We start from the raw sequence: 24,380 nt of genomic DNA on the forward strand, positions 1-24,380 counted from the left end.
CATCGGGCTCGCGCTCACGGGCATTATCGTCGTCATGGCGGTGATGGGCGTGGTCTGGACGCCTTACGACCCGGTCGCCATGAACTTCACGACCCGCCTCGCGCCGCCGAGCTGGAGCCACTGGCTCGGCACCGACGAGTTCGGCCGCGACCAGCTCAGCCGGCTGATGACCGGCGCCGCCGCAAGCGTGAAGATCTCGGTGCTGACGGTGACTCTCGCGATCTCGGCGGGCACTGCGATCGGCATCGTCAGCGGCTTTCTGCGCGGCTGGTCCGACCGCATCATCATGTCGCTCAACGACGTGCTGCTCGCCTTTCCGGGCCTGCTTTTCGCGCTCGGCCTGCTCGCCGTGCTCGGCGCCAACGAAACCGGCATCATCCTGGCGCTGGGTCTCGTCTACATGTCCTCCGTGGTGCGCGTCGTGCGCGGCACAGTGCTCAGTCTGCGCGAGCGCGAATTCGTCGAAGCCTCGCATGTCATGGGCAACTCGCTCGGCTACACGATGCGGCGCCATATTCTGCCCAACTGCATAGCGCCGCTGACCGTGCTCGCGACGTCGATGTGCGGCTGGGCGCTGCTGGCTGAAAGCGCGCTGAGCTTTCTCGGCCTGGGCGTTGCGCCGCCGGCGCCGACCTGGGGCAACATGCTTGCCGGCAGCCGCGCCTTTCTTGACCAGGCGGTCTGGCTGGTGACCTTCCCCGGCCTCACCATCTCCATGGCTCTCCTCGGCATCAATCTTCTGGGCGACGCGCTGCGTGACCGGCTCGACCCCCGCATGAGGAGGCGCGTCCTGTGACCCTGCCACTCCTCGAAGTCAGCAACGTCACGCTCGGCATCGGCCGAGCCGGCCCAAAGATCGTGAAGGATGCGAGCCTGTCGATCGCACCGGGGGAGATCGTCGGCATCGTCGGCGAATCGGGTTCGGGCAAGACCATGCTAGGCCGCGCGATCCTCGGACTGTCGCCCGCGCCAGTCGGCCTCGTCTCCGGCGACATCCGCTTCAAGGGTCGTTCGCTGAGCGAGCTCGACGATGCCGGTCTGCGGGCGATGCGCGGCAGCGGCGTGACCATGGTCTTTCAGGAGCCCATGACCTCGCTCAACCCGTCGATGCGCATCGGCCAGCAGCTCGACGAAGGACTTGCGTTGCACGGCGGCATCGGGCGCAGGGAACGCAAGGCCCGCATCCTCGACATGCTCGGGCGGGTCGGCATCGCCGACGGCGAGCGCGCGCTTTCGGCCTACCCGCACGAGTTCTCCGGCGGCATGCGCCAGCGCATCATGATCGCCAGCGCCATGCTGATGCGACCGGCGCTGCTGGTGGCGGATGAACCGACCACCGCGCTTGACGCCGTCACGCAGCGCGACGTCATGGACCTGCTTGTCGGCCTGACGCGCGAGCACGGCACCGCCGTCATCCTCATCAGCCACGACCTGCCGATGGTCGCCCGCTACAGCGACCGGATCCTCGTCATGCAGACGGGCGAGATCGTCGAGGAAGGCAGGACGGCGGAGCTGCTCGTCGCGCCGAAGCACGACTACACCCGTAAGCTGCTCGCATCGCTGCCGGTGCGCGCGCCGGCACGGGCTACGCCGGAGAACGCGCCGATCGTCTCGGTCGAAAACCTAAAGGTCGATTTCCCGGTTCGGGCCGGCCTGTTCGGCCGACGTGGCGTCAAGCATGCGGTGCGCGACGTCAATCTGGAGATCCGCCCGGGCGAGGTGCTCGCGGTGGTCGGCGGTTCAGGATCCGGCAAGACGACGCTGGCGCGGGTAATCGCGGGCCTGACGCGGCACCAGGGCGGACGGGTGCTTTTCAACGGCCACGGCATCGAGCCCGGCGCGCCCGACTATGCCGATTACCGCCGCAACTGCCAGATGGTCTTCCAGGACCCGTTCTCGTCGCTCGATCCGCGCATGAAGGTCGGCGCGCTGGTGGCCGAGGGCCTGCGCGCGCTGCCCGACGTGCCGGCCTCGCATTACGCACGCCGCGTCGAGGAGGCATTGACCAACGTGGCGCTGGACCCGTCCTTCGCGAGACGATTCCCGCACGAGCTTTCCGGCGGCCAGCGCCAGCGCGTGGCCATTGCGCGCGCGCTCATCCGCCGGCCCTCCTTCGTCATCGCCGACGAGGCGGTGTCGGCCCTCGACGTCACTGTCCGCGCACAGGTGCTGCGGCTGCTGGCCGACCTGCAATCGAAGTTCGGTTTCGCCTGCCTTTTCATCACCCATGATCTCGCCGTCGTCGAGCAGATCGCCGACCGCGTCATAGTCATGCATGAGGGGCGCATCGTCGAGGAAGGCACGCGCGACGCCATTCTCGACACGCCGCGCCACGCCTATACGCGCCGGTTGCTCAACGCGATCCCGATCCTCGAGACCACGCCAGCCGGCGGCGTCGAATTACGCTGGCGCAACGAACCAGCCGCCGCCGATGCCACCTGAAGGAGATCGATCCATGTCGAACGCCACCGTCACGTCCAAACCGCCGAAGCGCGAGGGCCACGGCATCAATCTCAGCTTCTACGATTTCGGCCCGACGCCGTTCTTCGCCAGCCAGTACGACCAGCGCTTCAGCTACTGCCTGTATGTCCCACAGGACTACAGCGAGACCGACGACAGGCAGTACGACCTCGCCGTCATCGTCCACGGCACCGGCCGCACGGCCGCGCAGTATCGCGACCGCTTCGCCGACTTCGCCGAGAAACACGGCTGCATCATCCTGGCGCCGCTGTTTCCCGTCGGCATCGTCGAGCCCGGCGAACTCGCCAACTACAAGCGCATCGAGTTCCACGGCATCCGCTACGACCTCGTGCTTCTGTCGATGGTCGACGAGGTCTGCGCCAAGTACCGCATCCGCGATGGCGGCTTCATGATCTACGGCTATTCCGGCGGCGGCCAGTTCTGCCAGCGCTTCTTCATGCTGCATCCGCAGCGCCTTCGCGCCGTCTCCATCGGCGCGCCCGGCGTGGTGACGCTCCTGAACCAAGACTACGACTGGTGGGTCGGCGTGCGCGACCTGAAGGCCCGCTTCGGCATCGAGATCGACCTGGAGGCGATGCGCAAGGTCAAGGTCCAGACGCTGATCGGCGGCGCCGACGACGCAACCTGGGAAATCACCATCCCGCGCGAAAGCAAATTGTGGATGGACGGCGCCGACCTTCAGGGCGCCAACCGTCTGGAGCGCATCGCCGCACTTGCCGATTCCTTCGAGGCCCATGGCATCGCCGTGCGCCGCGACATCGTTCCGGGCGTCGCGCACTCGCCGTTCGAGATGGTCGATCCGGCCGAAGACTTCTTCACCAGCATCGTCACCGCTGGCCGCTGAGTGGCGCAATCACAAACAATGGGAGCCTGAGCATGAAATCTTTCGGAACATCCTTCCTGACATCGCTCGCCGCGAGCCTTCTGGTCTCGACTGCGCCGCTGGCCGCGCAAGGTGCGGACACGCTGCGCGTGGCGATCCACTCCGACATCGCCAGCACCAATCCCGGCGTCAACCGCGACGCCAATTCGGACATGGTGATGTTGCACGTCGTCGAGGGCCTCGTCGGCTTCTCCGACGATCTGTCCATCAAGCCGATGCTGGCCGAGGAATGGTCGGTCAGCGAGGGCGGCAAGGTCTACGATTTCCGCCTGCGGGAGGGCGTGCCGTTCCACGACGGCAAGACGCTGACGGCGCAGGACGTGGTCTGGAACTTCGAACGCTACCTGGACCCCGAAACGGCCTTCCAGTGCGCAGTCCGCTACAATGGCGGCATCGGCCCGAAGCTGGAGACGGTCGAGGCCGTGGACGAGACGACCGTTCGCTTCACCTTTGCCGAGCCGACATCCAATTTCCTGATCACCATGGCGACGGTCCAGTGTACACCGTGGATACTCAGCCCCTCCTCGGTCGACGAGAGCGGCGCGTTCGTAAAACCGGTCGGCACCGGCCCCTACAGCTTCGATACGCTGGAAAGCGGCCGCTATCTCGATATCGTGCGCTTCGACGACTATGCCGCGCTGCCGGGCGAGCCCGACGGCAATGTCGGCAACAAGAAGGCCAGCGTCGAGCGCATCCGCTTCATGACGGTGCCGGATGCCAGCACGCGCGCCAACGGCCTGCAGTCCGGCGAGATCGACGTCATCGACGAGGTCGAGCCGACGCTGGTCGAGACGCTGCGCGCTCGCGACATCACCGTCGACATCCAGCCGACGCCGGCGATCATGACGCTGCAGATCCAGACCACCGCACCGGCGCTCGAAGACGTTCGCATGCGCCAGGCGATCGCGCACGCCATCGACCTGAACCAGCTTTCCGAAGCGCTCGGCGGCGATTTCTACCGCCCGAACCCGTCGGTCATCGCCGAAGGCACCTACTATTACGACGACTCCGCCGCCGCCTGGCCGGCCTACGACGTGGAAAAAGCGCGCGCCCTGGCGGCCGAAGCCGGCTACAATGGCGAACCGCTCTCCATCCTCGTCGCCAATCGCCAGAACCGCGTGCAGGTCGCGACGATCGTGCAGGCGATGCTCTCTTCGGCCGGCATCAACGTCAATCTCGACGTACGCGACTGGGCAACGCAGCTCGAGCAGTATCGCGCCGGCAATTACGAACTGGCCGTCTTCGCCTACTCGGCCCGTCTCGATCCGCTCCTGAGCTTCCAGTCCTTCATCGGCGACAAGTCGGTCGAGCCCACCCGCATGTGGGACGATCCGAAGGCGGAGGAGCTGCTCGAAAAGGTTCAGACCCTGCAGGAGCCGGCAGAACGCAAGGCGGTCTTCTCCGAGCTGAACCGCGAGATGGGCAAGCAGGTGCCGATCCTCGGCCTGTTCAACCTGTCCAACGTCACCGCGCTGTCGTCGTCCGTGAAGGGCTATGCCGGCTGGCTGGGCGGCTCCCACCGCTTCTGGGCGGTGACCAAGGACGCCGAATAGACCGCGAAGGAATGGCCGATATGCGTGCTTCCGAATTCGACTATGCAACAAGCGACGCGATCGGCCTGTCCGAAGCCATTCGGGCGGGGGTGTTGAGCCCGAACGAAGCCGTCAGCGAGGCCTTCGCTGCGATCGACCGAGCCAATCCCCTGCTCAACGCCGTCATCCTGCGCATGGAGGACGAGGCGCGCGAGCAGTTGCGCCAACTGCCGCAGGACGCGCCGCTGCGCGGCGTTCCGACCCTGCTCAAGGACGACTGCCCGTCCTATGCGGGTGCGCCGATGTCGTTCGGCTGCCGGGCGGCTGCCGGCAATGTCTCCGACAGCGACCACGAGATCGTTACTCGCTACCGCGCGGCGGGTCTCGTCGTCGTCGGCAAGACCAACCTGCCGGAATTTTCCTGCAACGTGGCGACCGAGGCTTCCCTGCACGGACCGGCGCTTAACCCGTGGAACACGCAGCGCAGCATCGGCGGCTCCTCGGGCGGGGCGGCCGCCGCCGTCGCTGCCGGCATGGTGCCCACGGCCTATGCCAATGACGGCGCGGGCTCTATCCGGATACCGGCCTCCTGCGCCGGCCTGTTCGGCTTCCGGCCGTCGCGCGGCCGCGTGCCCTGCGGTCCGGTTTCGACCGAGAACTGGGGCGGCCTCGTCAGCCATCACGCGCTGACCCGCAGCGTGCGCGACTCGGCGCTGCTACTCGACCTGACCGACGCGCCGGAGCCGGGCGCACTCTATGCCGCGCCCGCCAAGGAAGGCTCGTATCTGGCCGCTTCGGGAAGCGGGCCGCGCAGGCTCCGCATCGGGCTCGTCACGCAATCGGGCCTGCAGACGCCGCCGGAACCGGAGATCGCGGAAGCGCTCGACGCGGCAGCGGAACGGCTACTAGGGCTCGGCCACACGATCGTGCCGGCGAAATTCGCCCACGACGCCGGCGCGTTGAAGGATGCGCTGACGAAACTGATCGCGACCTACACCGCCATTGAGGTGGACGACGTCGCCGCCGCCTTCGGCAAGCCCGCCGATGAAGACAATTTCGAGCCCGTCAATCTCGGGCTCGCAGCGTTTGGCCGCGAGCTTGCGGCGGCCGAGGTGCTGCGTGCCCGAAACACGGCAAACGCGACGGCCCGCGCATTCGGCCGGCTGTTCGCCGAGGTCGACGTCATCATGTCGCCGGTGATGGCGAACCTGCCTTTGCCGCTCGGCACGCTCGACGTGCGCAGCGCCGACTGGCGCGGCTTCGTCGACAGGCTTATGGACGTCACCGCCTTTACCCACCCCGCCAATGCCGCAGGCATACCGGCCATGAGCGTGCCGATGGCGCACAGCGCGGACGGCCTGCCCATCGGCATCCAGTTCATGGGCCAGCTCGGCGGCGAGGCGGCGCTGTTCGCCCTTGCCGGCGAGATCGAACGCAACTGGCCGTGGGCCGGCCGCCGTCCTCCCATTCACACGTAAGACCGATGCTCTACACGAAACCCTATTTCCAGCCGCACGATCCGGCTGAACTGTTCGACCTGGTCGACCGCGTCGTGCTCGGCACGCTGGTCACAGCCCATGACGAGGGCGTCGCCATCTCGCATCCGGTCTTCATGGCCGACCGCGCGCGCAACCGGCTCGTCTCGCATGTCGCGCTCGCCAACGACCATGTACGCTTCCTGCGGCAGGGCCTGCCCAGCATCGCGATCCTGATGGATGGCGGCAGCTACATCTCGTCGTCGTGGTATCCGGCCGCCCCGCAGCGCGACAGCGCACCGACCTGGAATTTCATGGTCGCGCATTTCCACGGCCGGCCCGAAATCATCCCGGAAGCCGCCACCGCGCGCCATTTAAGCCAGCTCGTCACCCATATGGAGCGTGGACGGCAGGATGCCTGGTCGATGGGCGAGCTCGGGCCGGGCGGGCTGGAGCGGCGCCTGCCCAACATCGTCGGCTACGAACTGCCCATCGAACGCAGCGAGGTGCGGTTCAAGCTCGGTCAGGACGAGCGCGCCCGAGACATGTTTGCCGCCGAGGCGCGGTTGCGCGAAGCGGGCCGGAACGATCTGGCCGACAGGATGGCGTGCTACCGCCCAAAGGGAACGACTGATGAAGCCTGAGGCAATCGAGACCCTTCTGCGCGAAAAGGGCATGTCCCTGCGCGCGCTCGGCCCGCTGCTGGCCGGCGAGTTCGACCTGTCTGCGCCAGCGAATGACGTGCTCGCACGGCTGGCGGAGCTGACGAAGGGAACATTGCTGCAAGCGCGCGTGGAGCGCATGGACCCGGTGGTCGCGCGGGCGCTGCTGCGGCAGCGTGCCGGGCTCGAGCCGGTTCCCGGTGGGGCGGCGCTGCGCCAATGGATCGCAGCCAATGCCGGGTCGTGGCACGACATCATCGCGCCGTCGGTGCGCGAAATTCCCTCCGTCGAGCTGGAGCTCGGCGGCTCGGTCTCCGACATCGCCGCGGCCTCGGCCGCACAGGATCGGAAGACGGCCCAGCGCCTCTACGACGCCTACATGGCGCGAGAGGGCGCACGCCTCGGCATCGGCACATGGCACGAATACCGGACTGTCTACAGCACCGACAATTACATCTCCGTGTTCGATCCCTCCGTCCGGCGCGACCATCATCTCGGCCTCGATCTTTTCTGCGATGCCGGCACGCAACTCATCCTTCCGCTGGACGGCGAGGTGGTCGACGCGCGCATCGTCGACGTGCGGCTGGACTATGGCGGCGTCCTCGTCCTCGAACACGCGTTCGACGACGGGAAATTCTGGTCGCTGTGGGGGCATCTGAGCTTTGCGTCCGCGCGGCGCTGGAAGCCGGGCGACCGCATCGCCGCCGGCACCGCCTTCTGCGAGATGGGCGACTTCGAGGAAAACGGCTGGTGGCTGCCGCATCTCCACCTACAACTCAGCGCCGAGAAATACCCCGATTTCACTATGATGCCGGGTGTCGGCGAAGGCGCCTTCCTGGACATCTGGGACGACCTCTTCCCCGACCCGACACCGCTGATCTTCGGCTGACACCCGATCTGTTGACCGCACAGGCGGCTTGTCATTTGGTTCGGGATTGGTATTGGACCGGTCCCGACCATGTCGGCGCCGGCTGCCTTTTGTCGGCGCTCGCGGCAGGAAACCCGTGCGACGGACGACGATGATTGTCGCGTCCTCGCTCCCGTTTGTGAAACACCCTTCTCGCGGAGGCAATGTGAGCGACCATCTCTATATTGGCCTCGATGCCGGCACCTCGCTGACCAAGGCCGCGATCTTCGATCTCGCCGGCAACCAGCTCGCCGAGGCCCAGCACCGTACGACCGTGCTGCGGCCGCATCCCGGCTGGAGCGAGCTCGACCCCGCCGAGGCCTGGAAAGCCGCGCTCGACGTGCTGGGTCGCGTCGTGCGCGAGAGCGGCGTCGACGCGTCGCGTATCCGTGGCATAGGCCTGTCTGCGGCGATGGTCGGAGCCTGGCTCGTCGATGCGGACGGTCAGTCCGTGCGTCACGGCATTACGTGGGAGGACAGCCGCGCGCAGGCGCTGATCGGCGAGCATGTCGCCCGCGACCCGCAGTTCATGAGCCGCATCTTCGCATCGTCCGGCTCGGTGATGCAGCAGGGCTGCACGCTGCCGCTGCTCGCATGGCTTGCCCGCCACGAACCGGCAACGCTGGCGCGCACGCGCCACGTGCTTGGCTACAAGGATTTTCTGCGCTTTCGCCTGACCGGAACGATCGCGACCGACCGCACCGAGGCTTCGGTGCTGCCCGGTTCTGCGACGGCCCGCAACCGCAGCGACGCGATGATCGCGCTGTTCGGTCTCGATGACGCGGCCGACCTGCTGCCGCCCGTTGCCGAATCGGAGAGCTTCGTCGGCGGTCTCACGAGCGAGGCAGCACAGGCCATCGGCCTGCCCGTGGGCCTGCCGGTCGCCGTTGGCGCGGGCGACGTCGCCGCCACCGTCATCGGTGCCGGCGGTCTGGCTGCGGGAACCGCGACGGCCGTGCTCGGCACCACCTGCATGGTCGGGGTCGCCCACGACCGGCCAATCTTCGAGCCGGCCGACATCGGGCTCCTCTTCACGTTGCCGGGCGAACGCTGGTATCGCGCCATGGTCAATGTCGCCGGCACGCTCAATCTCGACTGGGCGTTCAACGCGCTCGCGCCCGACCTCGCTTCCAGGCCGGAACGGTTCGCCATGATGACGGAGATGATCCGCGCGGTTCCCGCGGGCGCGCACGGCCTCGTCTACCTGCCCTACCTGTCGGAAAGCGGCATCATCGCGCCCAAGGTCGATCACGCTGCACGGGCGCAGTTCTCCGGCCTGTCGCCCCGGCATGACCGGGCCTGCCTGTTCCGCGCGGTGCTCGAAGGCGTGGCCTTTGCCATGCGCGACCTGTTCGACCTGCTCGCCTTCGACGGCGACCGCGTGCTGCTCACCGGCGGCGGCGCGCAGAACCCCGACTGGGTGCAGATGATCTGCGACCTCATCGGTCAGCCCGTCGAGGTGCCGGAAGGCTCGCAGTTCGGCGCGCGGGGCGCGGCCCTTCTGGCGGCAACGGCCGATGGCGCGTTTGAGACGATCAATGTTGCGTCCGCCGCCGTCACCGGCCGCGGCCGCACCTACGTTCCCGACCCGCAGGGCACCGCCGCGCTGGAGCCGGCCTTCGCCCGTTACATCGCGGCGCGCGACAGGCTTCTCGGCTGAAATCGGCTTGGTGGCGGCGTCTATTGACTCAGTAGCTTTCGCGCGTCAAAGTGAGTGGTATATACCACTACAGAGCTGGACTATACCAGCCGCTGGGGACGCGTGATGGACAATGCACCGATCTATCTGAGGATCGCCGCGGATCTCGAGGCCGAGATCGCGTCCGGCGTGCTCAAGGCGGAGGAGAAGATCGATTCCGAGCGCGCCCTGTCGGAGCGCCTCGGCGTCAGCCGCATGACCGCGCGCCAGGCTCTGCGCCATCTCATCGGCAAGGGGCTGGTTGAAACACGCACCGGGCAAGGCACCTTCGTCTCCAGCCGGCAGATCGAGCAGCGGCTGGAAACGCTGAGCGGCTTTACCGAGGAGATCACCCGTCAGGGCCGGCAGGCCTCGTCCGTCATTGTCTCCTCGATCACGCGGCGCGCCGACGAGCAGACGGCACGCGCCCTTTCGCTGCCCGCCACAGGCATGGTCCACTGCCTCACCCGCGTGCGTTTCGTCGACGGCATGCCGGTCGCGCTGGAAACCACCGAAATCATCGCCAGCCGCGCCCCGCACCTGCTGGAGCGCGCCGACTTCCGCACCACCTCGCTCTACACCACGTTGACGGACGAATACGGCATCGTGCCGACCCTGGCCGAGCAGACGCTGATGGCCGGGCTCGCCGACGCCAACATCGCCCGCACGCTGCACACCGACCCCGGCGCCCCGGTGCTCGACCTCACGCGTCTGACCCGCGATCAGGACGGCAGCCCGTTCGAGTTCGTGCGCTCCACCTATCGCGGCGATTTCTTCGTCATGAAAGTCGACCTCTCACTGGGAGCCCGAACGCAGGCATGAACACCATACAGGACGCGTATTTCTCCGATCTGATCGCCCGGCTGACGGCGCTGAAGGCCACGCTCGCCGAGCCGATGGCGCAAGCGGTGGATGCGATCGTGGAGACCGCGCGGCGCGACGGGCTCGTCTACGTCTTCGGCACCGGCCACTCCCACATGCTCGCCGAGGAAGTGCATTTTCGCGCCGGCGGGCTGGCGCTGACCGTGCCAATCCTTGCCGGCCCCACCATGCTGCACGAGGGTGCGGTCGCAGGCACCGCCTATGAGCGGATGGAAGGCGTGGTCGGCCCGATCATGGACCGCTACCCGATCGGCCCGAACGACGTGCTGTTCGTGTCGTCCAATTCCGGCGTCAACGCCGCGCCGCTGGAAGCCGCCCGTATCGGCAAGGCGCGCGGCGCGACCGTGATCGCGATCACCTCCTTCGACTATTCCAGCGCGGCGGCGAAAGGCCGCGAGCGGCTGGCGGACCTTGCCGACATCGTCCTCGACAACGGCGCCCCGCCCGGAGACGCGGTGATCGGCGTGGAGGGCAGCGAACTCAAGGTCGGCCCGGTTTCCACCGCCATCGGTGTCGCGATCATCAACGCGATCATGGCGGGCGTGGCTGCCCGTCTGGTCGGCGACGGCAACGCACCGATCTATCTGAGCGCGAACATGCCTGGCGCCAAGGAGAACAACGAGCAACTGGTGGCGCGGTTTCGGCCCCGAAACCCGCACCTTTGAAACACTGTCCGGGGCTCAAGTGGAGTGAGGAAAGGGAACACGAGATGAAATCGATACTGAAGCTGGCGCTCGCCACCACCATTCTCATGCCTGTCGCGGCACTCGCGCAGGAGCCTGTCGAAGTGACGCTCTGGCACATGGAGCAGCCGCCGCACCGCGTCGCGCGCGTGCAGGAGCTGATCGACGCCTTCAACGCCGCCAACCCCGACATCGTGGTCAAGCAGGAGCCGCAGAACTGGGGCGAGGTCTATGCCAAGGCGCCGGCGGCGCTGGCCGCCGGACAGGGCCCGGACATGCTGTTCGCCATTCCGGATTTCACGCCTATCCTCAAGGACATCGGCGCGCTGACCTCGGTCGAAGACTTCGTCAAGGAACTCGACGCGAAGCATGATTTCGTCGATTCCACCGTCGAGGCCTATTCCTATGACGGCGGCGTATGGGCCGTCCCGCTCTACAACATGGCCATGAACCTCTGGTACCGGAAGAGCGTGCTTGAAGAAGCCGGCATCGAAGCCCCGACGACGTGGGAAGAGTGGCGCGCTGCGGCCGAGAAGCTGTCGGTCGACGGCGTCTCGGGCATGGGCCTGCCTGCCAACAAGCAGCTCTACACCGACCAGACCGTCTATTCCGTGATGGTCAATGGCGGCGCGACCGAGATCTACAACGAGGATGGCACGCTGCGCTTCGATAATCCGGAGACCGTCGGCGCCTACGAGTTCTATGCCGACCTCAACACGTTCTCGCCGGCCGACTCCACCTCCTGGACATGGGGTGAGGCGGAAGCCTGCTTCTCGTCGAAGGCCTGCGCGATGGTGATGCAGTTCTCCGTCATCGCCACCTACGACACGCAGGCCGAGGGTGACGCGGCCGACCTCGGCGTCGCGGCCATCCCGTCCAAGGACGGCGGCGAGCACAACACCATCTCCTACGCCAACGCCGTGATGCTCCTCTCCAAGGACGAGGCGAAGATGGAGGCGTCGAAGAAGTTCGTGTCCTTCCTGCTCGAGCCCGAGAACTATGGCCGCTTGCTCAACATGGAGCCGGGCCTGTTCATGCCGGTGACGGCGGACGGCGCCGAGGCCGAGACCTTCTGGGCCGATCCGATGGTCGAAAAGTACCGCGAGCAGATCGAGACCGTCATCGACAATGCACAGAACGGCCGGCTGTTCGGATTCACGAGCGGCCGCACCTTCCCCTCGATCGCTGCGATCTCGGCGCAGAACATCATCGCCGAGACCCTGCAGTCGATCGTGGTGTCTGGCCAGTCCGCAGCCGAAGCCGTGACCGCGGGCCAGGCTCGGATGCAGGAAGTCGCCCAGTAAGGCGCTGACGGAGACAGCCGGATGCAGCAGACAAGAGCCCTGGCCTTCGTTCTGGTCGCACCGGCCCTTCTTTTCCTGGCGGCCACCCTCGGGTGGCCGCTGGTCCAGGCTGTCCAGCTATCCCTGCAGGACGTGCGCGTCATCGGCGCGCCCGGAGCCTTTGTCGGGCTGGACAACTACAGCCGCGTGCTTTCCAACCCGTCCTTCTGGAACGCGGCATGGCTCAGCGTCGTCTGGGTCGTCGCCAACGCCGTTCTGCAGACGGTTCTCGCGCTGGCCGTGGCGCTGGTGCTCAACGAGAAGTTCCCCGGCGTGCGCGTCGCCCGGACATGGGTCATCCTCACCTGGATCGTGCCCACAGTCGTGGTCGTGGTCATCTGGCGCTGGCTGTTTTCCACCTCCGGCGGCATGATCAATCCGCTGCTGATCCAGGCCGGCATCGTCGAGCGTCCGGTCGGCTTCTTCGCCACGCCGTGGACGGCGATGGCGACGCTCGTCTTCATCAATTCCTGGCGCTGGTTCCCGTTCATCGCGCTGATGATGCTGGCCGGTCTGACCCGCATTCCCGACGACCTCTACGAGGCCGCGCGCATCGACGGGGCGAACGCCTGGCAGCGCTTCAAGCGCATCACCTGGCCGCTGCTGGCGCCGACGCTGGGCGTTCTCGCCGTCATCGGCACGCTGCTTTCCTTCAACGTCTTCGACATCATCTGGCTGCTGACCAGCGGCGGGCCGGCCGGCGGCTCGCGGACGCTGCCGGTGCTCATCTACGAGACCGCGTTCAAGGGCTATCGTCTGTCGGAGGCTGCGACCGTCTCCGTGCTCGCCACGCTGCTCCTGATGGCCTTCGCCGTGGTCGCCACCCGCGCGCTCGACCGGGGAGACGACCGATGAACCGCTCGCTCGGCCTCAATGCCGCGCTCGTCGCCGTTGTCGCCTTCTTCGTGGTGCTGGTGGGCCTGCCGTTCTGGTGGGTGGTGTCGGGATCGTTCAAGATCCCGCAGGAGATCATCGCGCGCAGCCCGACGATGATCCCGCAAAGCTTCACGCTGCAGCACTACCAGAAGCTGTTCGAGGCGTCGGACTATCCGGTCTATCTGGTCAACAGCCTCATCGTGGCGGCATCCTCGACGGTGCTGACGCTGCTTCTGGCGATACCCGCTGCTTACGCCTTCTTCCGCCTCGTCTTTCCGGGACGCGGCATCCTCTATCGCACGATCCTGCTCGCCTACGCGTTCCCGTCCATCGTGGTGCTGATCCCGCTGTTTGGGCTCTTCGCCAAGGTCGGGCTGGTCGACCGGCTGCCGGCGCTCGTCATCGTCAACGTCGCCTTCGCGCTGCCGTTCTCGATCTGGATGCTGCGCTCGTTCCTTGCCGGCGTACCCAAGGAGATCGAGGAGGCTGCGGTGATGGACGGCGCGCCGACGCTGACGATCCTGCGGCGCATCATGATCCCGCTCATCGCGCCGGGCATCGCATCCGTCGGCATCTACGCTTTCGTGACGGCATGGACGGAATATGTCTTCGCCTCCGTGCTCATACTCTCCGATGCCAAGCGGACCCTGCCGGTCGGCTTCTCCGGCATCATCGGGCAATATCAGATCGACTGGGGCCTGCTGCTCGCGGGCGCGACCGTTGCGATCGTTCCGGTCGTGGCGATCTTCGCGCTGATCGGGCGCGGCTTCGTCAGCGGCCTCACCGAAGGCGCGGTCAAATAGGGAATCCCGGCATGGCGGAACTGGCGCTCAGCAATCTTCACAAATCCTTCGGTGCCACCGAAGTCATCCGCGGCGTCTCGCTCGCGGCACACAGCGGCGAGTTCGTCGTCTTCGTCGGGCCGTCGGGCTGCGGGAAATCGACGCTGCTGCGCATGATCGCGGGGCTCGAACGTTCCGACAGCGGCACGATCAGCATCGGCGGCCGCGACGTGACGACCACCGACCCCGCCAGGCGCGGCATCGCCATGGTGTTCCAGACCTACGCGCTCTATCCGCATATGAGCGTCGCGGAGAACATGGGTTTCGGCCTCGAAATGGCCGGCATGGCCAAGGCCGAGCGCCAGAAGCTGGTGCGCCAGGCTGCCGAAATGCTGCACCTGACAGACTATCTCGACCGCAAGCCGCGCCAGCTTTCGGGCGGCCAGCGCCAGCGCGTCGCCATCGGCCGCGCCATCGTGCGCAACCCGGATGTCTTCCTGTTCGACGAGCCGCTCTCCAACCTCGACGCCGAACTGCGCGTGAAGATGCGGCTGGAGATCGCCAAGCTGCACAAGGACCTTGGCGCGACCATGGTCTACGTGACCCACGACCAGGTCGAGGCGATGACTCTGGCCGACAAGATCGTGGTGCTGCGCGCGGGTCTCGTCGAACAGATCGGCAGCCCGATGACGCTCTATTCCGACCCCGACAATCGTTTCGTCGCCGGCTTCATCGGCTCGCCGCGCATGAATTTCATCGAGGCTGCGGTTTCCGGCGCGCGGGACGGCGCATTGCTGGTCGACGCGCCAGATCTCGGTCTTTCCGGCCTGCCGGTGCGGCCGCGCGCGATGCCGGCAAAGGCGCCTGCGACCGTCACGCTCGGCATCCGCCCCGAGCATCTCAGTGAAGGGGCTGACGGGCCGTTCCGGATCACGCTTACCTGCAACGCTATCGAGCGCCTCGGCGCGATTTCCTATCTCTATACCGCGCCCGGCGACGACGCGACGATCATCGCCCAACTCAAGGGCGCGAGCGGCGTGCGCGTGGGCGAGACCGTCACGGTCGGCGTCCACCCGGAAGCCTGCTTCCTGTTCAACGATGCGGGGCAGCGCATCTAGAAACGAAAGAGGCGGCCGACCGGCCGCCTCCATCCGCCCCGCAAAGACGGCCCAACTCAATGGTTGCCGTGTTCGTCCATCATGACGACGCCGTCGAAGGTCGAGAACAGGGCGACGACCTGCTGGTCCATCGAGGCCTCGGCTGCGGCAAGTCCCGTTTCCAGCTCGCTCGCGACTTCTCCCGGCACGCCCATCTGTTCGAGGTTCGCGGCCGCCTTGACCGCGTCGCCCGTGCACAGCTGAACCCGCCAGGAACCGTGGACCTTGCGCATGAGGGCGCGACCACCGCGCTCCTCCTGCTGCCAACCCGCCACTGCATGGTCGCCGACGATCACAACCGGCTCGATCGCCAGCGGCGCATCGGCACGATCCCAGGTGGCCTTGAGGATCGTTTCAATGGCGTCGCGATCGTCGATTGCGCCATGGTCGTCGCCATGGCCGGAATGATCGCTGTGCCCGCCGTGGTCGTGGTCGTGGCCGCCTCCACCCCGTGCGGAGCGCACCGGCAGTTCGACATCCACCGAACCCGCCTTCTCGAATTCGAGCGTGACGGGAACCGTCCCACCTTCGCGGAACGGGTCAGACACGTCGAGGAACATGATGTGCAGGCCGCCCGGCTTGAGCTCGACCGTCTCGCCGGCCGGAATCTCCAGTCCGCCGTCGACCGGGCGCATCACCATCACGTCGTCGACGACTTCCATGGTGTGGATCTCGACGCGGCCGGCGGCCGACGCGCTGGCGCCCACGAGCCGGTCGGCCGCGTCGCCCTTGTTGGCGATGGTCAGGTATCCGCCGCCGGCAGGCTGACCGGGCAGCATCGCGCGCGCCCAGGCGGCGGTGATCTCGAGGTCACCGGCAACAACGGCCTGCTCGCCGCCGCCATGACCGGCATGGCCATGCCCGCCACCTTCGGCGGCAAGGATCGTCAAGCCCGGTGCGGGATGCGCAAGCGAATGCGGGTCCTGCCCTTCGGCCGGAATCTCGTCCCACTTCACCTCGCCGTCGGCGCATGTCTGCGTCGTCACGAAGAACAGTTTCTGCCCTTCCTCGACGCCGGCCAGCGAACCAGACAGCACGAATTCGTCATAGTGGCCGTCTTCCAGCGAACCGCCGGACCAGGTGACAGCCTTGGTGCCGGACGAAACCTCGCGACCGTGCAGGTTGTAGCTCTTCTGATAGTCACCGCTATCGACGGCCAGCGTCCAGCCCGCCTTGGGCATCGGCTTGACGCCGACATAGCCTTCCGGGACCTCGACGCGCACGGTGTGGGTGGCCTGTCCCTCGCAGCCATGCGGGATGCGGACGACGGCCTTGTAGCTGCCGGGCGCGGCATTTGCCGTTTCCAGCGAGGCATGGGCGTAGGCGGTGGCAACGGAGAACGCCGTCAGCGCGCTGGCCGCAGCGAATTGAAGCATGAGATGACGCATGGTTTTTCCTTTCAGCGTCTGAAGTATCAAAGGCCCCTGTTCGAGGCCGGCGCGACTTCAGGCGGAAAGGGGCGGGCCGCGAATCGCCGGCGGCGGATCGTCCGGTCGCGGAACGAAATTCTCGTCTGCTTCAACGAAGGTGTGAACGAACGACAGCGCCAGCGGCGTCGGGAAGGCCGGCTCCGTAGCCGGCAGCGCCTTGTAGACCGGCGCATTCTGGCCGGTGTGGCCGAACAGGCAGATCGGGCATTTTTCCTGCAGCGGCGCCGGCAGGTCGGAACCGTCCAGCGGCTTTTCCGCGCCATAGACGGTGCAGATCACCCACAGGCCGTTCTCGGCAGCCTTTGCCGCCGTGACGGGTTGCAGCACGTTCAGGAGCAGGATCAGGCAACCGATCAGCGCGAACAGGCCGCGGTCGCGCCGCAGCGTCGCAAACCATGTCGGGCGGCGAGCCGTGTTCATGCCCATGCCCTTAGCGCAATTGCCGGAATGCCGCCAGCGCGGCGTGCTGCGACATCGTGCACCGAACTTGAATCGAGAGTTTGCGGATCACCTTCACTCCGTCCCGCTAATGCGGGCCACCTCTCCCCCTGAGGCGTAGAGGAAGGGGAGCGACGGCACTGCCGGCATTTCATCTCCCCCGTCGATCGGGGGAGAGGTGGCCCGCGTAGCGGGACGGAGTGGGGGTCGAATGCGCAGGCCTCAACCTGTTCAACGCCACCCTCAAGCGATTTCGTAGAACGCCTTGATGAGGTCCCACGCCTCGTCGGCGGTGTCGACCGCGTCGATCAGGTGCTGGTCGCCGGGCGAGATGGTGCCCTGCTCGGCCAGATAGTCGATATCGACGGCCCGCGACCAGAACTCCTTGCCAAACAGGATCACCGGAACCCGCTCCATGCGGCCGGTCTGGATCAGCGTCAGCGTCTCGAAGAACTCGTCCATCGTGCCGAAGCCACCGGGGAACACCGCCACCGCCTTGGCGCGCATGATGAAATGCATCTTGCGGACCGCGAAATAGTGGAAGTTGAAGCACAGTTCCGGCGTGACATAGAGGTTCGGCGCCTGCTCGTGCGGCAGCACGATGTTGAGGCCGATAGAGGGAGCGCCGCAGTCGGCGGCGCCGCGATTGCCCGCCTCCATTACGCCCGGCCCGCCGCCCGTTACAACCACGAACTCGCGGTAATAGGTCTTGGCGGAATGCTGCGAACACAGCCGCGCAAAGGTCCGCGCTTCCTCATAGTAGCGGGCGTTCGCCTCGAGGTTCTTGCGCTGGGTTTCGTTCTTGGCAGCCCATGCCTCGCCGCCCGGCTCCGGGATGCGCGCGCCGCCGAACAGAACCACGGTCGAGCGGATGCCGCGCTCGGCAAGCATCATTTCCGGCTTCAGCAGTTCGAGCTGCAGGCGCACGGCGCGCAGCTCGCGCCGCGTCATGAAGTCCTCGTCGTCCCATGCCAGCCTGTAGGCCGGCGCACGGGTCTGCGGGGTGTCCGGCACGGCCTTCGCGCGCTCGAGGTCCTCGTCGGAATGCGGCAGCGGCGTCCAGCCGGATTTGTCCTCCGGATTCATGAAAATTCCAATCTGTCTCTGTGCGCCGCCAGGCGGCGCGCCCCGTCATTGACCCCCCATCGCGCATGACATAGTTTCCGCGCCAATTCGAGGGCCACCTCGTCACCTCCAGCCTATTGTCTACCCCTTAACAGCGCGTAATGGAGCATTTCATGACCAAGCCGGATCTGGCAGCCCTCGAGAAGACTGTCGAGAAGGCATTCGACGAGCGCGACGGCGTAACCACCGGCACGCGCGGCGAAGTACGCGATGCGGTGGAGGCAGCCCTCGAGATGCTCGACAAGGGCCAGGCCCGCGTCGCCGAGCGGCAGGCTGACGGTACCTGGACGGTCAACCAGTGGCTGAAGAAGGCCGTGCTCCTGTCGTTCCGGCTCAACCCGATGGAGATCGTCAAGGGCGGTCCGGGCGAGGCGGTCTGGTGGGACAAAGTGCCCTCCAAGTTCGACGGCTGGTCCCCGAACGAATTCGAGAAGGCCGGTTTCCGCGCCGTGCCCAACTGCATCGTCCGCCGCTCGGCCTATGTGGCGCCGGGCGCCGTGCTGATGCCGTCCTTCGTCAATCTCGGCGCCTATGTCGGCGAGGGCACGATGGTCGACACATGGGCCACCGTCGGCTCCTGCGCCCAGATCGGCAAGAACGTACATCTTTCGGGCGGCGTCGGCATCGGCGGCGTGCTGGAGCCGATGCAGGCCGGTCCGACCATCATCGAGGACAACTGCTTCATCGGCGCGCGCTCGGAAGTGGTCGAAGGCTGCATCGTGCGCGAGGGCTCGGTGCTCGGCATGGGCGTCTTCATCGGCAAGTCGACCAAGATCGTCGACCGCGACACCGGCAAGGTGTTCTACGGCGAGGTGCCGCCCTACTCCGTCGTCGTCGCCGGCACCATGCCCGGCAAGAACGTGCCCGGCGAGAACTGGGGCCCCAGCCTCTACTGCGCCGTGATCGTGAAGCGCGTCGACGAGAAGACGCGCTCCAAGACCTCCATCAACGAGCTGCTGCGGGATTGATCGGCGCCGCGCGCCGGTTCATCCTGACCTAGAACGCGATCCTGCGGAGACCGCCACCGTGCCTGCGAACCAGATGTTATGGCTCTTCTTCGGCTTTTCGGGCCGGATCAGCCGCGCCGCCTATTTCCTGGCCGGCCTGCTGATGATGATCCTCGTCGTCTTCATGGTCTACCGGCTGACGCTGGCGCAGGAGAGCGGCAGCGGCGGCGCGTTCTGGGAGACGCTGCTCAGTGCGGTGATGATCGCCTCGCTGTGGGCGCAGGCCGCGCTCGGCGCCAAGCGCTTGCACGACCTCGACAAGCCCGGCCTGTTCGCCGCCCTGCTGTTCGTGCCGCTGCTCAACTTCATTGTCTTCGTAGGCTTGTGCCTGATGCCAGGCACGCCCGGCGCCAACCAGTACGGCCAGGCGACCAACCGGCCGAAGTAGCAGGCAGGCGCTAGGCGCCCGCCACCACGATCCGCGTGTCGTCTCCGATCGTGCCCGGTCGCCGGGAATGCGGTGCGGGTGCAAAGGGAATACCCCACCCCTTGCCCCTACCCACAAGGGTTGGGGATTCTGCACCGTGGACGCTCGGCACGAACTCTGCCAAGTGCTGTAAGATGCCAAGGTCCCCCTCCCCCTTGTGGGGAGGGGGTAATGACGGCCACATCGTTCAAGTCAAAAGCGCGACAGAACCCGAACCGCACCCTCTGGCCCTATGTTTTTCGCCGTCGACTGCGTCACGCTCCACGTGACAGCTTCGGCGGCTTGGTCTATCCATCGCACACATGAACCTGCCTGTTGATCCGGCGGCGAACCTCGCCGCGCTCATCCGTTGTCCGTCCGTCACGCCCGCCGAGGGCGGTGCGCTCTCGGCCCTGCAGGCGATGCTTGCGCCGATGGGTTTCGCCATCGACAGGCCGTCCTTCTCGGAGGACGGCACACCGGATGTTGAAAACCTCTACGGACGGCTTTCCGGCAACGGCCCGCATCTGATGTTCGCCGGCCATACCGATGTCGTGCCGGTGGGTGACGAGGCCGACTGGACGCACCCGCCCTTCGCAGCGGAAGTCGCCGATGGCTGGATGTTCGGGCGCGGCGCGGTCGACATGAAGGGCGGCATCGCCTGTTTCGTCGCGGCAGTCGCCCGTCATATCGAGGCGCACGGCGCGCCGAAGGGCAGCGTATCGCTGCTGATCACCGGCGACGAGGAAGGCCCGTCCATCAACGGCACAGTCAAGCTGCTCGACTGGGCGGCAAAGCGCGGCGAGAGCTGGGACGCGGCGATCGTCGGCGAGCCGACCAACCCGGAGGCGCTCGGCGACATGATCAAGATCGGCCGTCGCGGCTCGATCTCCGGCGACATCGTCGTTCACGGCCGCCAGGGCCACGCCGCCTATCCGCACCTGGCCGACAATCCGGTTCCGGGCATCGTCATGCTGGTCGATGCGCTCCTGTCGCCGGCCTTCGACGAAGGCACCGACAATTTCCAGCCGACCAATCTGGAAGTCACCACAATCGATGTCGGCAATCCGGCCACCAACGTCATCCCTGCCCGCGCGAAGGCATCGTTCAACATCCGCTTCAACGACACCTGGACGGCGGAGACGCTGCAGGCGGAAATCCATAACCGGCTCGACCGCGCAGCCGCGCGCAGGAAGCTGCGTCCCGGCCGTGGGGAGAAGATCAATTTCGAGCTGATCTGGCGTGATCGGCCGAGCCCGGTCTTCCTCACCCGCGACGAGAAGCTGACGGCCGGCTTAAGCGCATCCGTCGAGACGGTGACCGGCCGCAAGCCGGTGCTGTCGACATCCGGCGGCACGTCCGATGCCCGCTTCATCAAGGATCATTGCCCGGTGGTCGAGTTCGGCCTCGTCGGGCAGACCATGCACATGGTCGACGAACGCGTGGCGCTCTCCGATCTGGAGACGCTGACGCGCATCTACCAGCGTTTCCTGGAAGACTGGTTCGCCTGACATGCCGCCCGCCGAGGACATCCAGAGACACCTCCTCGGCGCCTGGCGCATGATGACGGGCAAGCGCGACGCCGTGCGCATGCTCGACCTCTCCGTCGACGGCTTCTGGAACTCGTTCTTCGCAATCCTCATCGCGCTGCCGGTGCTGCTGGTCGGCTGGGTGCCGCTTGCCAACGAACTGGCCGTGCCCGAAGCCCGCTTCGTCGGCCGCGTGCTGCTGGTGCTGCGGCTGGCCGTCGTCGACATCGGTTCGTGGGTTCTGCCGATCGCGGCGCTTGCCGCAATCTCCGGCTATGTCGGCATCCGCGACCGCTTCGTCGCCTACGTGGTCGCCACCAACTGGGGCTCGGCGCTGTTTGCCTGGTTCCTGCTGCCCGCCTCGCTTTTGCGGCTGGTCGCACCGGGGCTCGGCGAGGCAGCGACCGCACTGTCGCTCGGCATCTTCCTTGCCAGCATGGTGCTCCTGTGGCGCTTGACCGATGCGGCAATAGACAAGGGGCCGGGCGTGGCGACAGGCGTCTTCGCCGGCATGTTCATGGCGTCGGTCCTGACCCTGTTCGCGCTGCAGGACCTGCTCGGCATCGGGGCCCCGATGCCGAGCTAGGGCAGGCCTACCGCCGCGCGGCGAATGCCGCAGCGACAAGCATCAACGCAACGGCCAACATCGGCAATACGGAGAAACCGAACATCGCGTGCACCTTGCCGAAGCCGATCGTGCCGACAAACAGCGCCAGATAGGTCACGCCGCTGTTCAGCCCCATGATCGCGCCGCGTCGCGAAGGGTCGAGCGCCGTCAGCCGCATGATCAGCACATTGAGCCCGAAATGATTGATCAGCCCCCAGGCGAAGACCGCGGCCAGCATCGCCGCATATGAGACGCTTGCAACGGCCATGCCGGCAAAGACGGCCGCTACGCCCACGAAGATCAGCGGCAGCAGCAGGCCCGGTCCCACCCTGTCGATGAGGCGGTCGAGCAGCGCAGCGCCGCCGAAGCCGAGCCCGTAGCTGAGCGCGACGAGGCCGTTGGCACTGAGCGGCAGGCCCAGTTCCCCGTGCAGGTAGTCGCCGATATAGCCGTAAACCCCGTAGAACGAGGTCATGAAGGCGGCACATGCCGCCAGCAGCGGCACCACGCCGCGCACGCGCAGTGCCGCGAAGGGCGATTGCGAGACGCTTGCGCCGGCCGGGGCCGTACCAGCCGCAGAGCCCACTACGGTCAGCGCCGCGGCGAAGGCCGTCGCCGCCACCACCGCATAGACCAGCCGCCAGCCAGCGAGATCGGCCAGCACCGCCGACAGCGAGACGCCGGCGACCATGCTGAGTGTCCAGCCGGTGAGAACGACACCGATGGTCTGGCTTTCGCGTCCGGCGGGCGCAACCTCGGCCGCCAGCGTATAGATTGCCGGCAGCGCGACGCCGGCGGCGATGCCGACGACGAACTGCGCCGCAACGAGTGCCGCAAGCGCCGGCGCCAGCGCGCTGCCGCCGAGACCTGCGCCAAGCAGCACCAACGCCGCCAGCAGCATGCGCCGCGCGCCGTGGCGGTCGATGAGCCGGCCGAGAAAGACCGCACTCGCCGCTGTGCCCAGCCCGAAAACGGCGGAAGCCGTCATCACCGCCGGAACGCTGGTTCCCAGTGCGCGTGCGACCTCAGGCGCGATCGGCCCCAGCGCCAGCGAGTTCGAGCCGATCACGCCGATGCACGCGGTCAGCACGAACGCGAAAGGCGGGATCGGCATCCTTGCCGGGGCGGCTGCGATAGCCTGTTGATCGATGTTCGTCATTCCATCATGATTGCAGAATGACGTTCGGCATCAAGATGGAATTGCGATATGAACGAAAATACAGATGGTATTCGGCGTAAACGCGCCAGCGGCCGCGCCCTCGACGATATGGACCGAAAGCTGTTAGGCGTTCTGGCCGAGGATGCGACCATCAGTTACGCGGATCTGGGGGAGCGCGTCGGCCTTTCGCCGCCGGCCGCGCACGAGCGGGTGAAGCGCCTGCGCCGCTCCGGCGCGATCCGCAAGGTCGCCGCGCTTATCGATCCCGAGGCGAGCGGCAAGCCGATGCTTGCCTTCGTGCATGTCGACACCACGGGCTGGGGCAAGACGCCGGTGCTGCTCGCGATCGAGGAGCACCCCGAGGTGGAGGAGATCCACTCGGTTGCCGGCGACACCTGCATGCTGCTCAAGGTCCGCACGGAAAGCACGCATGCGCTCGAAGGCCTGCTTGCGCGCCTCTACGACACGCCCGGCGTCAAGGCGACCCGCAGCTATGTGGTGCTTTCCACCTATCTGGAACGTCCGGTGCAGCCCGGCGTCACCGCCGAATGGCCGGCTCTGGTGAAGAACGCGCAGGCCGGCGTCGATGCGTTCAATAATCGACCCGGGTGAGGTAGAGCCCGTCGGGCGGCGCGACCTGCCCGCAGCGGGCGCGGTCGGCGGCCTTCAGTGCCGCCTCGAGGTCGTCCGGGCTCCAGCCGCCCTCGCCCACCTTCTTCAAAGAGCCGACCATCGAGCGCACCTGGTTGTGCAGGAACGAGCGCGCCGAGGCGCGAATCTCGATCAGGTCGCCGTCGCGTGACACGTCGAGCCGGTCGAGCGTCTTGACCGGGCTTGCCGACTGGCATTGCACGGAGCGGAAGGTGGTGAAGTCGTGCTTGCCCAGAAGCCGCTGCGCGGCCGTGTGCATTGCGTCCGCGTCCAGCAAGCGCGGCACGTGCCAGACATTGCCGCGCATCAGCGCGGCCGGCGCGCGGCGATTGAGGATGACGTAGAGATAGTGCCGGGCGGTCGCCGAGAACCGCGCATCGAAATCGTCCGCCACACGCGCCGCAGCCAGCACCGCGACGGCCTCGCCCGCCATCGTCAGATGCGCGTTGAGCGCGCCCTGCACCTTGTCGGCGTCCCATTCCCTGTCGAGATCGACATGGACGACCTGCCCCGTCGCATGCACGCCGGCATCGGTGCGCCCGGCGCCGCGGATCGTCACCGTCTGGCCGCAAAAGCCGAGGATGGCCTTTTCGATCGCGTCCTGAACCGTGGCAAGGTCGGCCTGCCGCTGCCAGCCGGCATAAGCCCGTCCGTCATATTCGATGTCGAGCCGGTAGCGCGACACCG

General features: G+C 66.8%; 24 protein-coding genes and 1 pseudogene. 19 read left to right on the forward strand and 6 right to left on the reverse strand.

The annotated features are described in order from the left end of the window. The first annotated feature begins 34 nt into the window (after window positions 1-34). The 14 genes from ACVJNE_RS21120 (at window position 35) to ACVJNE_RS21185 (ending at window position 15,302) form a co-directional block, all read left to right on the forward strand. Window positions 35-796: an ABC transporter permease gene (locus ACVJNE_RS21120; protein WP_499568848.1), complete on the forward strand. Its 762-nt coding sequence runs from the start codon at window positions 35-37 to the stop codon at window positions 794-796. Then, window positions 793-2,442, forward strand: coding sequence for an ABC transporter ATP-binding protein (locus ACVJNE_RS21125; protein ID WP_499568775.1), 1,650 nt, complete (start codon window positions 793-795; stop codon window positions 2,440-2,442). Before ACVJNE_RS21120 ends, ACVJNE_RS21125 begins: the two co-directional genes overlap by 4 nt. 13 nt (window positions 2,443-2,455) lie before the next feature. Beyond that, on the forward strand, window positions 2,456-3,325 hold the full coding sequence (locus ACVJNE_RS21130) for an alpha/beta hydrolase (protein WP_499568776.1): 870 nt from the start codon (window positions 2,456-2,458) through the stop codon (window positions 3,323-3,325). A 32-nt stretch (window positions 3,326-3,357) separates the two neighbouring features. Then, window positions 3,358-4,917 (forward strand): ABC transporter substrate-binding protein, encoded by a 1,560-nt coding sequence (locus ACVJNE_RS21135; RefSeq protein WP_499568777.1) that lies wholly within the window; start codon window positions 3,358-3,360, stop codon window positions 4,915-4,917. A gap of 20 nt (window positions 4,918-4,937) precedes the next feature. Beyond that, a complete protein-coding gene (locus ACVJNE_RS21140) occupies window positions 4,938-6,374 on the forward strand; it encodes an amidase (protein ID WP_499568778.1) in 1,437 nt (478 codons plus the stop codon). A 5-nt stretch (window positions 6,375-6,379) separates the two neighbouring features. Further along, window positions 6,380-7,015 carry an FMN-binding negative transcriptional regulator gene (locus ACVJNE_RS21145; protein WP_499568779.1) on the forward strand — a complete coding sequence of 212 codons (636 nt, stop codon included), beginning with the start codon at window positions 6,380-6,382 and terminating at the stop codon, window positions 7,013-7,015. Continuing rightward, entirely contained in the window at window positions 7,005-7,922 is a 918-nt protein-coding gene (locus tag ACVJNE_RS21150; RefSeq protein ID WP_499568780.1) for a peptidoglycan DD-metalloendopeptidase family protein, read from the forward strand. The genes ACVJNE_RS21145 and ACVJNE_RS21150 overlap by 11 nt, the downstream gene beginning before the upstream one ends. A 184-nt stretch (window positions 7,923-8,106) precedes the next feature. After that, window positions 8,107-9,600 carry an FGGY-family carbohydrate kinase gene (locus tag ACVJNE_RS21155; RefSeq protein ID WP_499568781.1) on the forward strand — a complete coding sequence of 498 codons (1,494 nt, stop codon included), beginning with the start codon at window positions 8,107-8,109 and terminating at the stop codon, window positions 9,598-9,600. A gap of 105 nt (window positions 9,601-9,705) precedes the next feature. Further along, window positions 9,706-10,440, forward strand: coding sequence for a GntR family transcriptional regulator (locus ACVJNE_RS21160; RefSeq protein ID WP_499568782.1), 735 nt, complete (start codon window positions 9,706-9,708; stop codon window positions 10,438-10,440). Further along, window positions 10,437-11,165, forward strand: coding sequence for an SIS domain-containing protein (locus ACVJNE_RS21165; protein ID WP_499568783.1), 729 nt, complete (start codon window positions 10,437-10,439; stop codon window positions 11,163-11,165). Before ACVJNE_RS21160 ends, ACVJNE_RS21165 begins: the two co-directional genes overlap by 4 nt. Window positions 11,166-11,209: 44 nt before the next feature. Next, the gene (locus ACVJNE_RS21170) at window positions 11,210-12,487 is read left to right on the forward strand and encodes an ABC transporter substrate-binding protein (protein ID WP_499568784.1); all 1,278 of its coding nucleotides are present in this window, start codon (window positions 11,210-11,212) and stop codon (window positions 12,485-12,487) included. 21 nt (window positions 12,488-12,508) lie between these two features. After that, entirely contained in the window at window positions 12,509-13,381 is an 873-nt protein-coding gene (locus tag ACVJNE_RS21175; RefSeq protein WP_368801829.1) for a carbohydrate ABC transporter permease, read from the forward strand. After that, window positions 13,378-14,205 carry a carbohydrate ABC transporter permease gene (locus ACVJNE_RS21180; protein WP_173187849.1) on the forward strand — a complete coding sequence of 276 codons (828 nt, stop codon included), beginning with the start codon at window positions 13,378-13,380 and terminating at the stop codon, window positions 14,203-14,205. The genes ACVJNE_RS21175 and ACVJNE_RS21180 overlap by 4 nt, the downstream gene beginning before the upstream one ends. Before the next feature lie 11 nt (window positions 14,206-14,216). Continuing rightward, the gene (locus ACVJNE_RS21185) at window positions 14,217-15,302 is read left to right on the forward strand and encodes an ABC transporter ATP-binding protein (RefSeq protein WP_499568785.1); all 1,086 of its coding nucleotides are present in this window, start codon (window positions 14,217-14,219) and stop codon (window positions 15,300-15,302) included. 56 nt (window positions 15,303-15,358) lie between these two features. Here ACVJNE_RS21185 and ACVJNE_RS21190 read toward each other — a convergent pair whose 3' ends face one another. From ACVJNE_RS21190 to ACVJNE_RS21205, 4 genes and pseudogenes are all read right to left on the reverse strand, one after another. Then, entirely contained in the window at window positions 15,359-15,718 is a 360-nt protein-coding gene (locus ACVJNE_RS21190; protein WP_499568849.1) for a copper uptake system-associated protein, read from the reverse strand. Between the two features lie 45 nt (window positions 15,719-15,763). Continuing rightward, a pseudogene (locus ACVJNE_RS21195) lies at window positions 15,764-16,717 on the reverse strand (copper chaperone PCu(A)C domain-containing protein); the annotation flags it as partial. A gap of 69 nt (window positions 16,718-16,786) precedes the next feature. Further along, window positions 16,787-17,191, reverse strand: a complete 405-nt coding sequence (locus ACVJNE_RS21200) for a DUF2946 family protein (protein ID WP_499568786.1) — start codon at window positions 17,189-17,191, stop codon at window positions 16,787-16,789. 261 nt (window positions 17,192-17,452) lie between these two features. Further along, entirely contained in the window at window positions 17,453-18,295 is an 843-nt protein-coding gene (locus tag ACVJNE_RS21205) for an LOG family protein (protein ID WP_499568787.1), read from the reverse strand. 152 nt (window positions 18,296-18,447) lie between these two features. Between ACVJNE_RS21205 and dapD the strand changes: the two genes are divergently transcribed. The 4 genes from dapD to ACVJNE_RS21225 all read left to right on the forward strand — a co-directional run bounded on the left by dapD (window position 18,448) and on the right by ACVJNE_RS21225 (window position 21,862). Further along, window positions 18,448-19,302: a 2,3,4,5-tetrahydropyridine-2,6-dicarboxylate N-succinyltransferase gene (gene dapD / locus ACVJNE_RS21210; RefSeq protein ID WP_499568788.1), complete on the forward strand. Its 855-nt coding sequence runs from the start codon at window positions 18,448-18,450 to the stop codon at window positions 19,300-19,302. Window positions 19,303-19,360: 58 nt separating this feature from the next. Continuing rightward, complete coding sequence (locus ACVJNE_RS21215) at window positions 19,361-19,729, forward strand: DUF805 domain-containing protein (RefSeq protein WP_173187859.1); 369 nt, start codon at window positions 19,361-19,363, stop codon at window positions 19,727-19,729. Window positions 19,730-20,070: 341 nt separating this feature from the next. Next, a complete protein-coding gene (gene dapE / locus ACVJNE_RS21220) occupies window positions 20,071-21,258 on the forward strand; it encodes a succinyl-diaminopimelate desuccinylase (RefSeq protein ID WP_499568789.1) in 1,188 nt (395 codons plus the stop codon). Between the two features lies 1 nt (window position 21,259). Further along, the gene (locus ACVJNE_RS21225) at window positions 21,260-21,862 is read left to right on the forward strand and encodes a transporter (RefSeq protein WP_499568790.1); all 603 of its coding nucleotides are present in this window, start codon (window positions 21,260-21,262) and stop codon (window positions 21,860-21,862) included. Between the two features lie 7 nt (window positions 21,863-21,869). Here the strand turns inward: ACVJNE_RS21225 and ACVJNE_RS21230 are convergent, their stop codons facing one another. Continuing rightward, window positions 21,870-23,042, reverse strand: coding sequence for an MFS transporter (locus ACVJNE_RS21230; protein ID WP_499568791.1), 1,173 nt, complete (start codon window positions 23,040-23,042; stop codon window positions 21,870-21,872). 48 nt (window positions 23,043-23,090) lie between these two features. Between ACVJNE_RS21230 and ACVJNE_RS21235 the strand changes: the two genes are divergently transcribed. Then, entirely contained in the window at window positions 23,091-23,654 is a 564-nt protein-coding gene (locus ACVJNE_RS21235) for an Lrp/AsnC family transcriptional regulator (protein ID WP_368801820.1), read from the forward strand. On the opposite strand, the gene truA is transcribed toward ACVJNE_RS21235, so the two are convergent. Continuing rightward, window positions 23,635-24,378 (reverse strand): tRNA pseudouridine(38-40) synthase TruA, encoded by a 744-nt coding sequence (truA, locus tag ACVJNE_RS21240; RefSeq protein WP_499568792.1) that lies wholly within the window; start codon window positions 24,376-24,378, stop codon window positions 23,635-23,637. The two genes, ACVJNE_RS21235 and truA, sit on opposite strands and share 20 nt — an antisense overlap. Window positions 24,379-24,380 lie beyond the last annotated feature (2 nt).

The organism is Mesorhizobium sp. DxT (assembly GCF_058448885.1).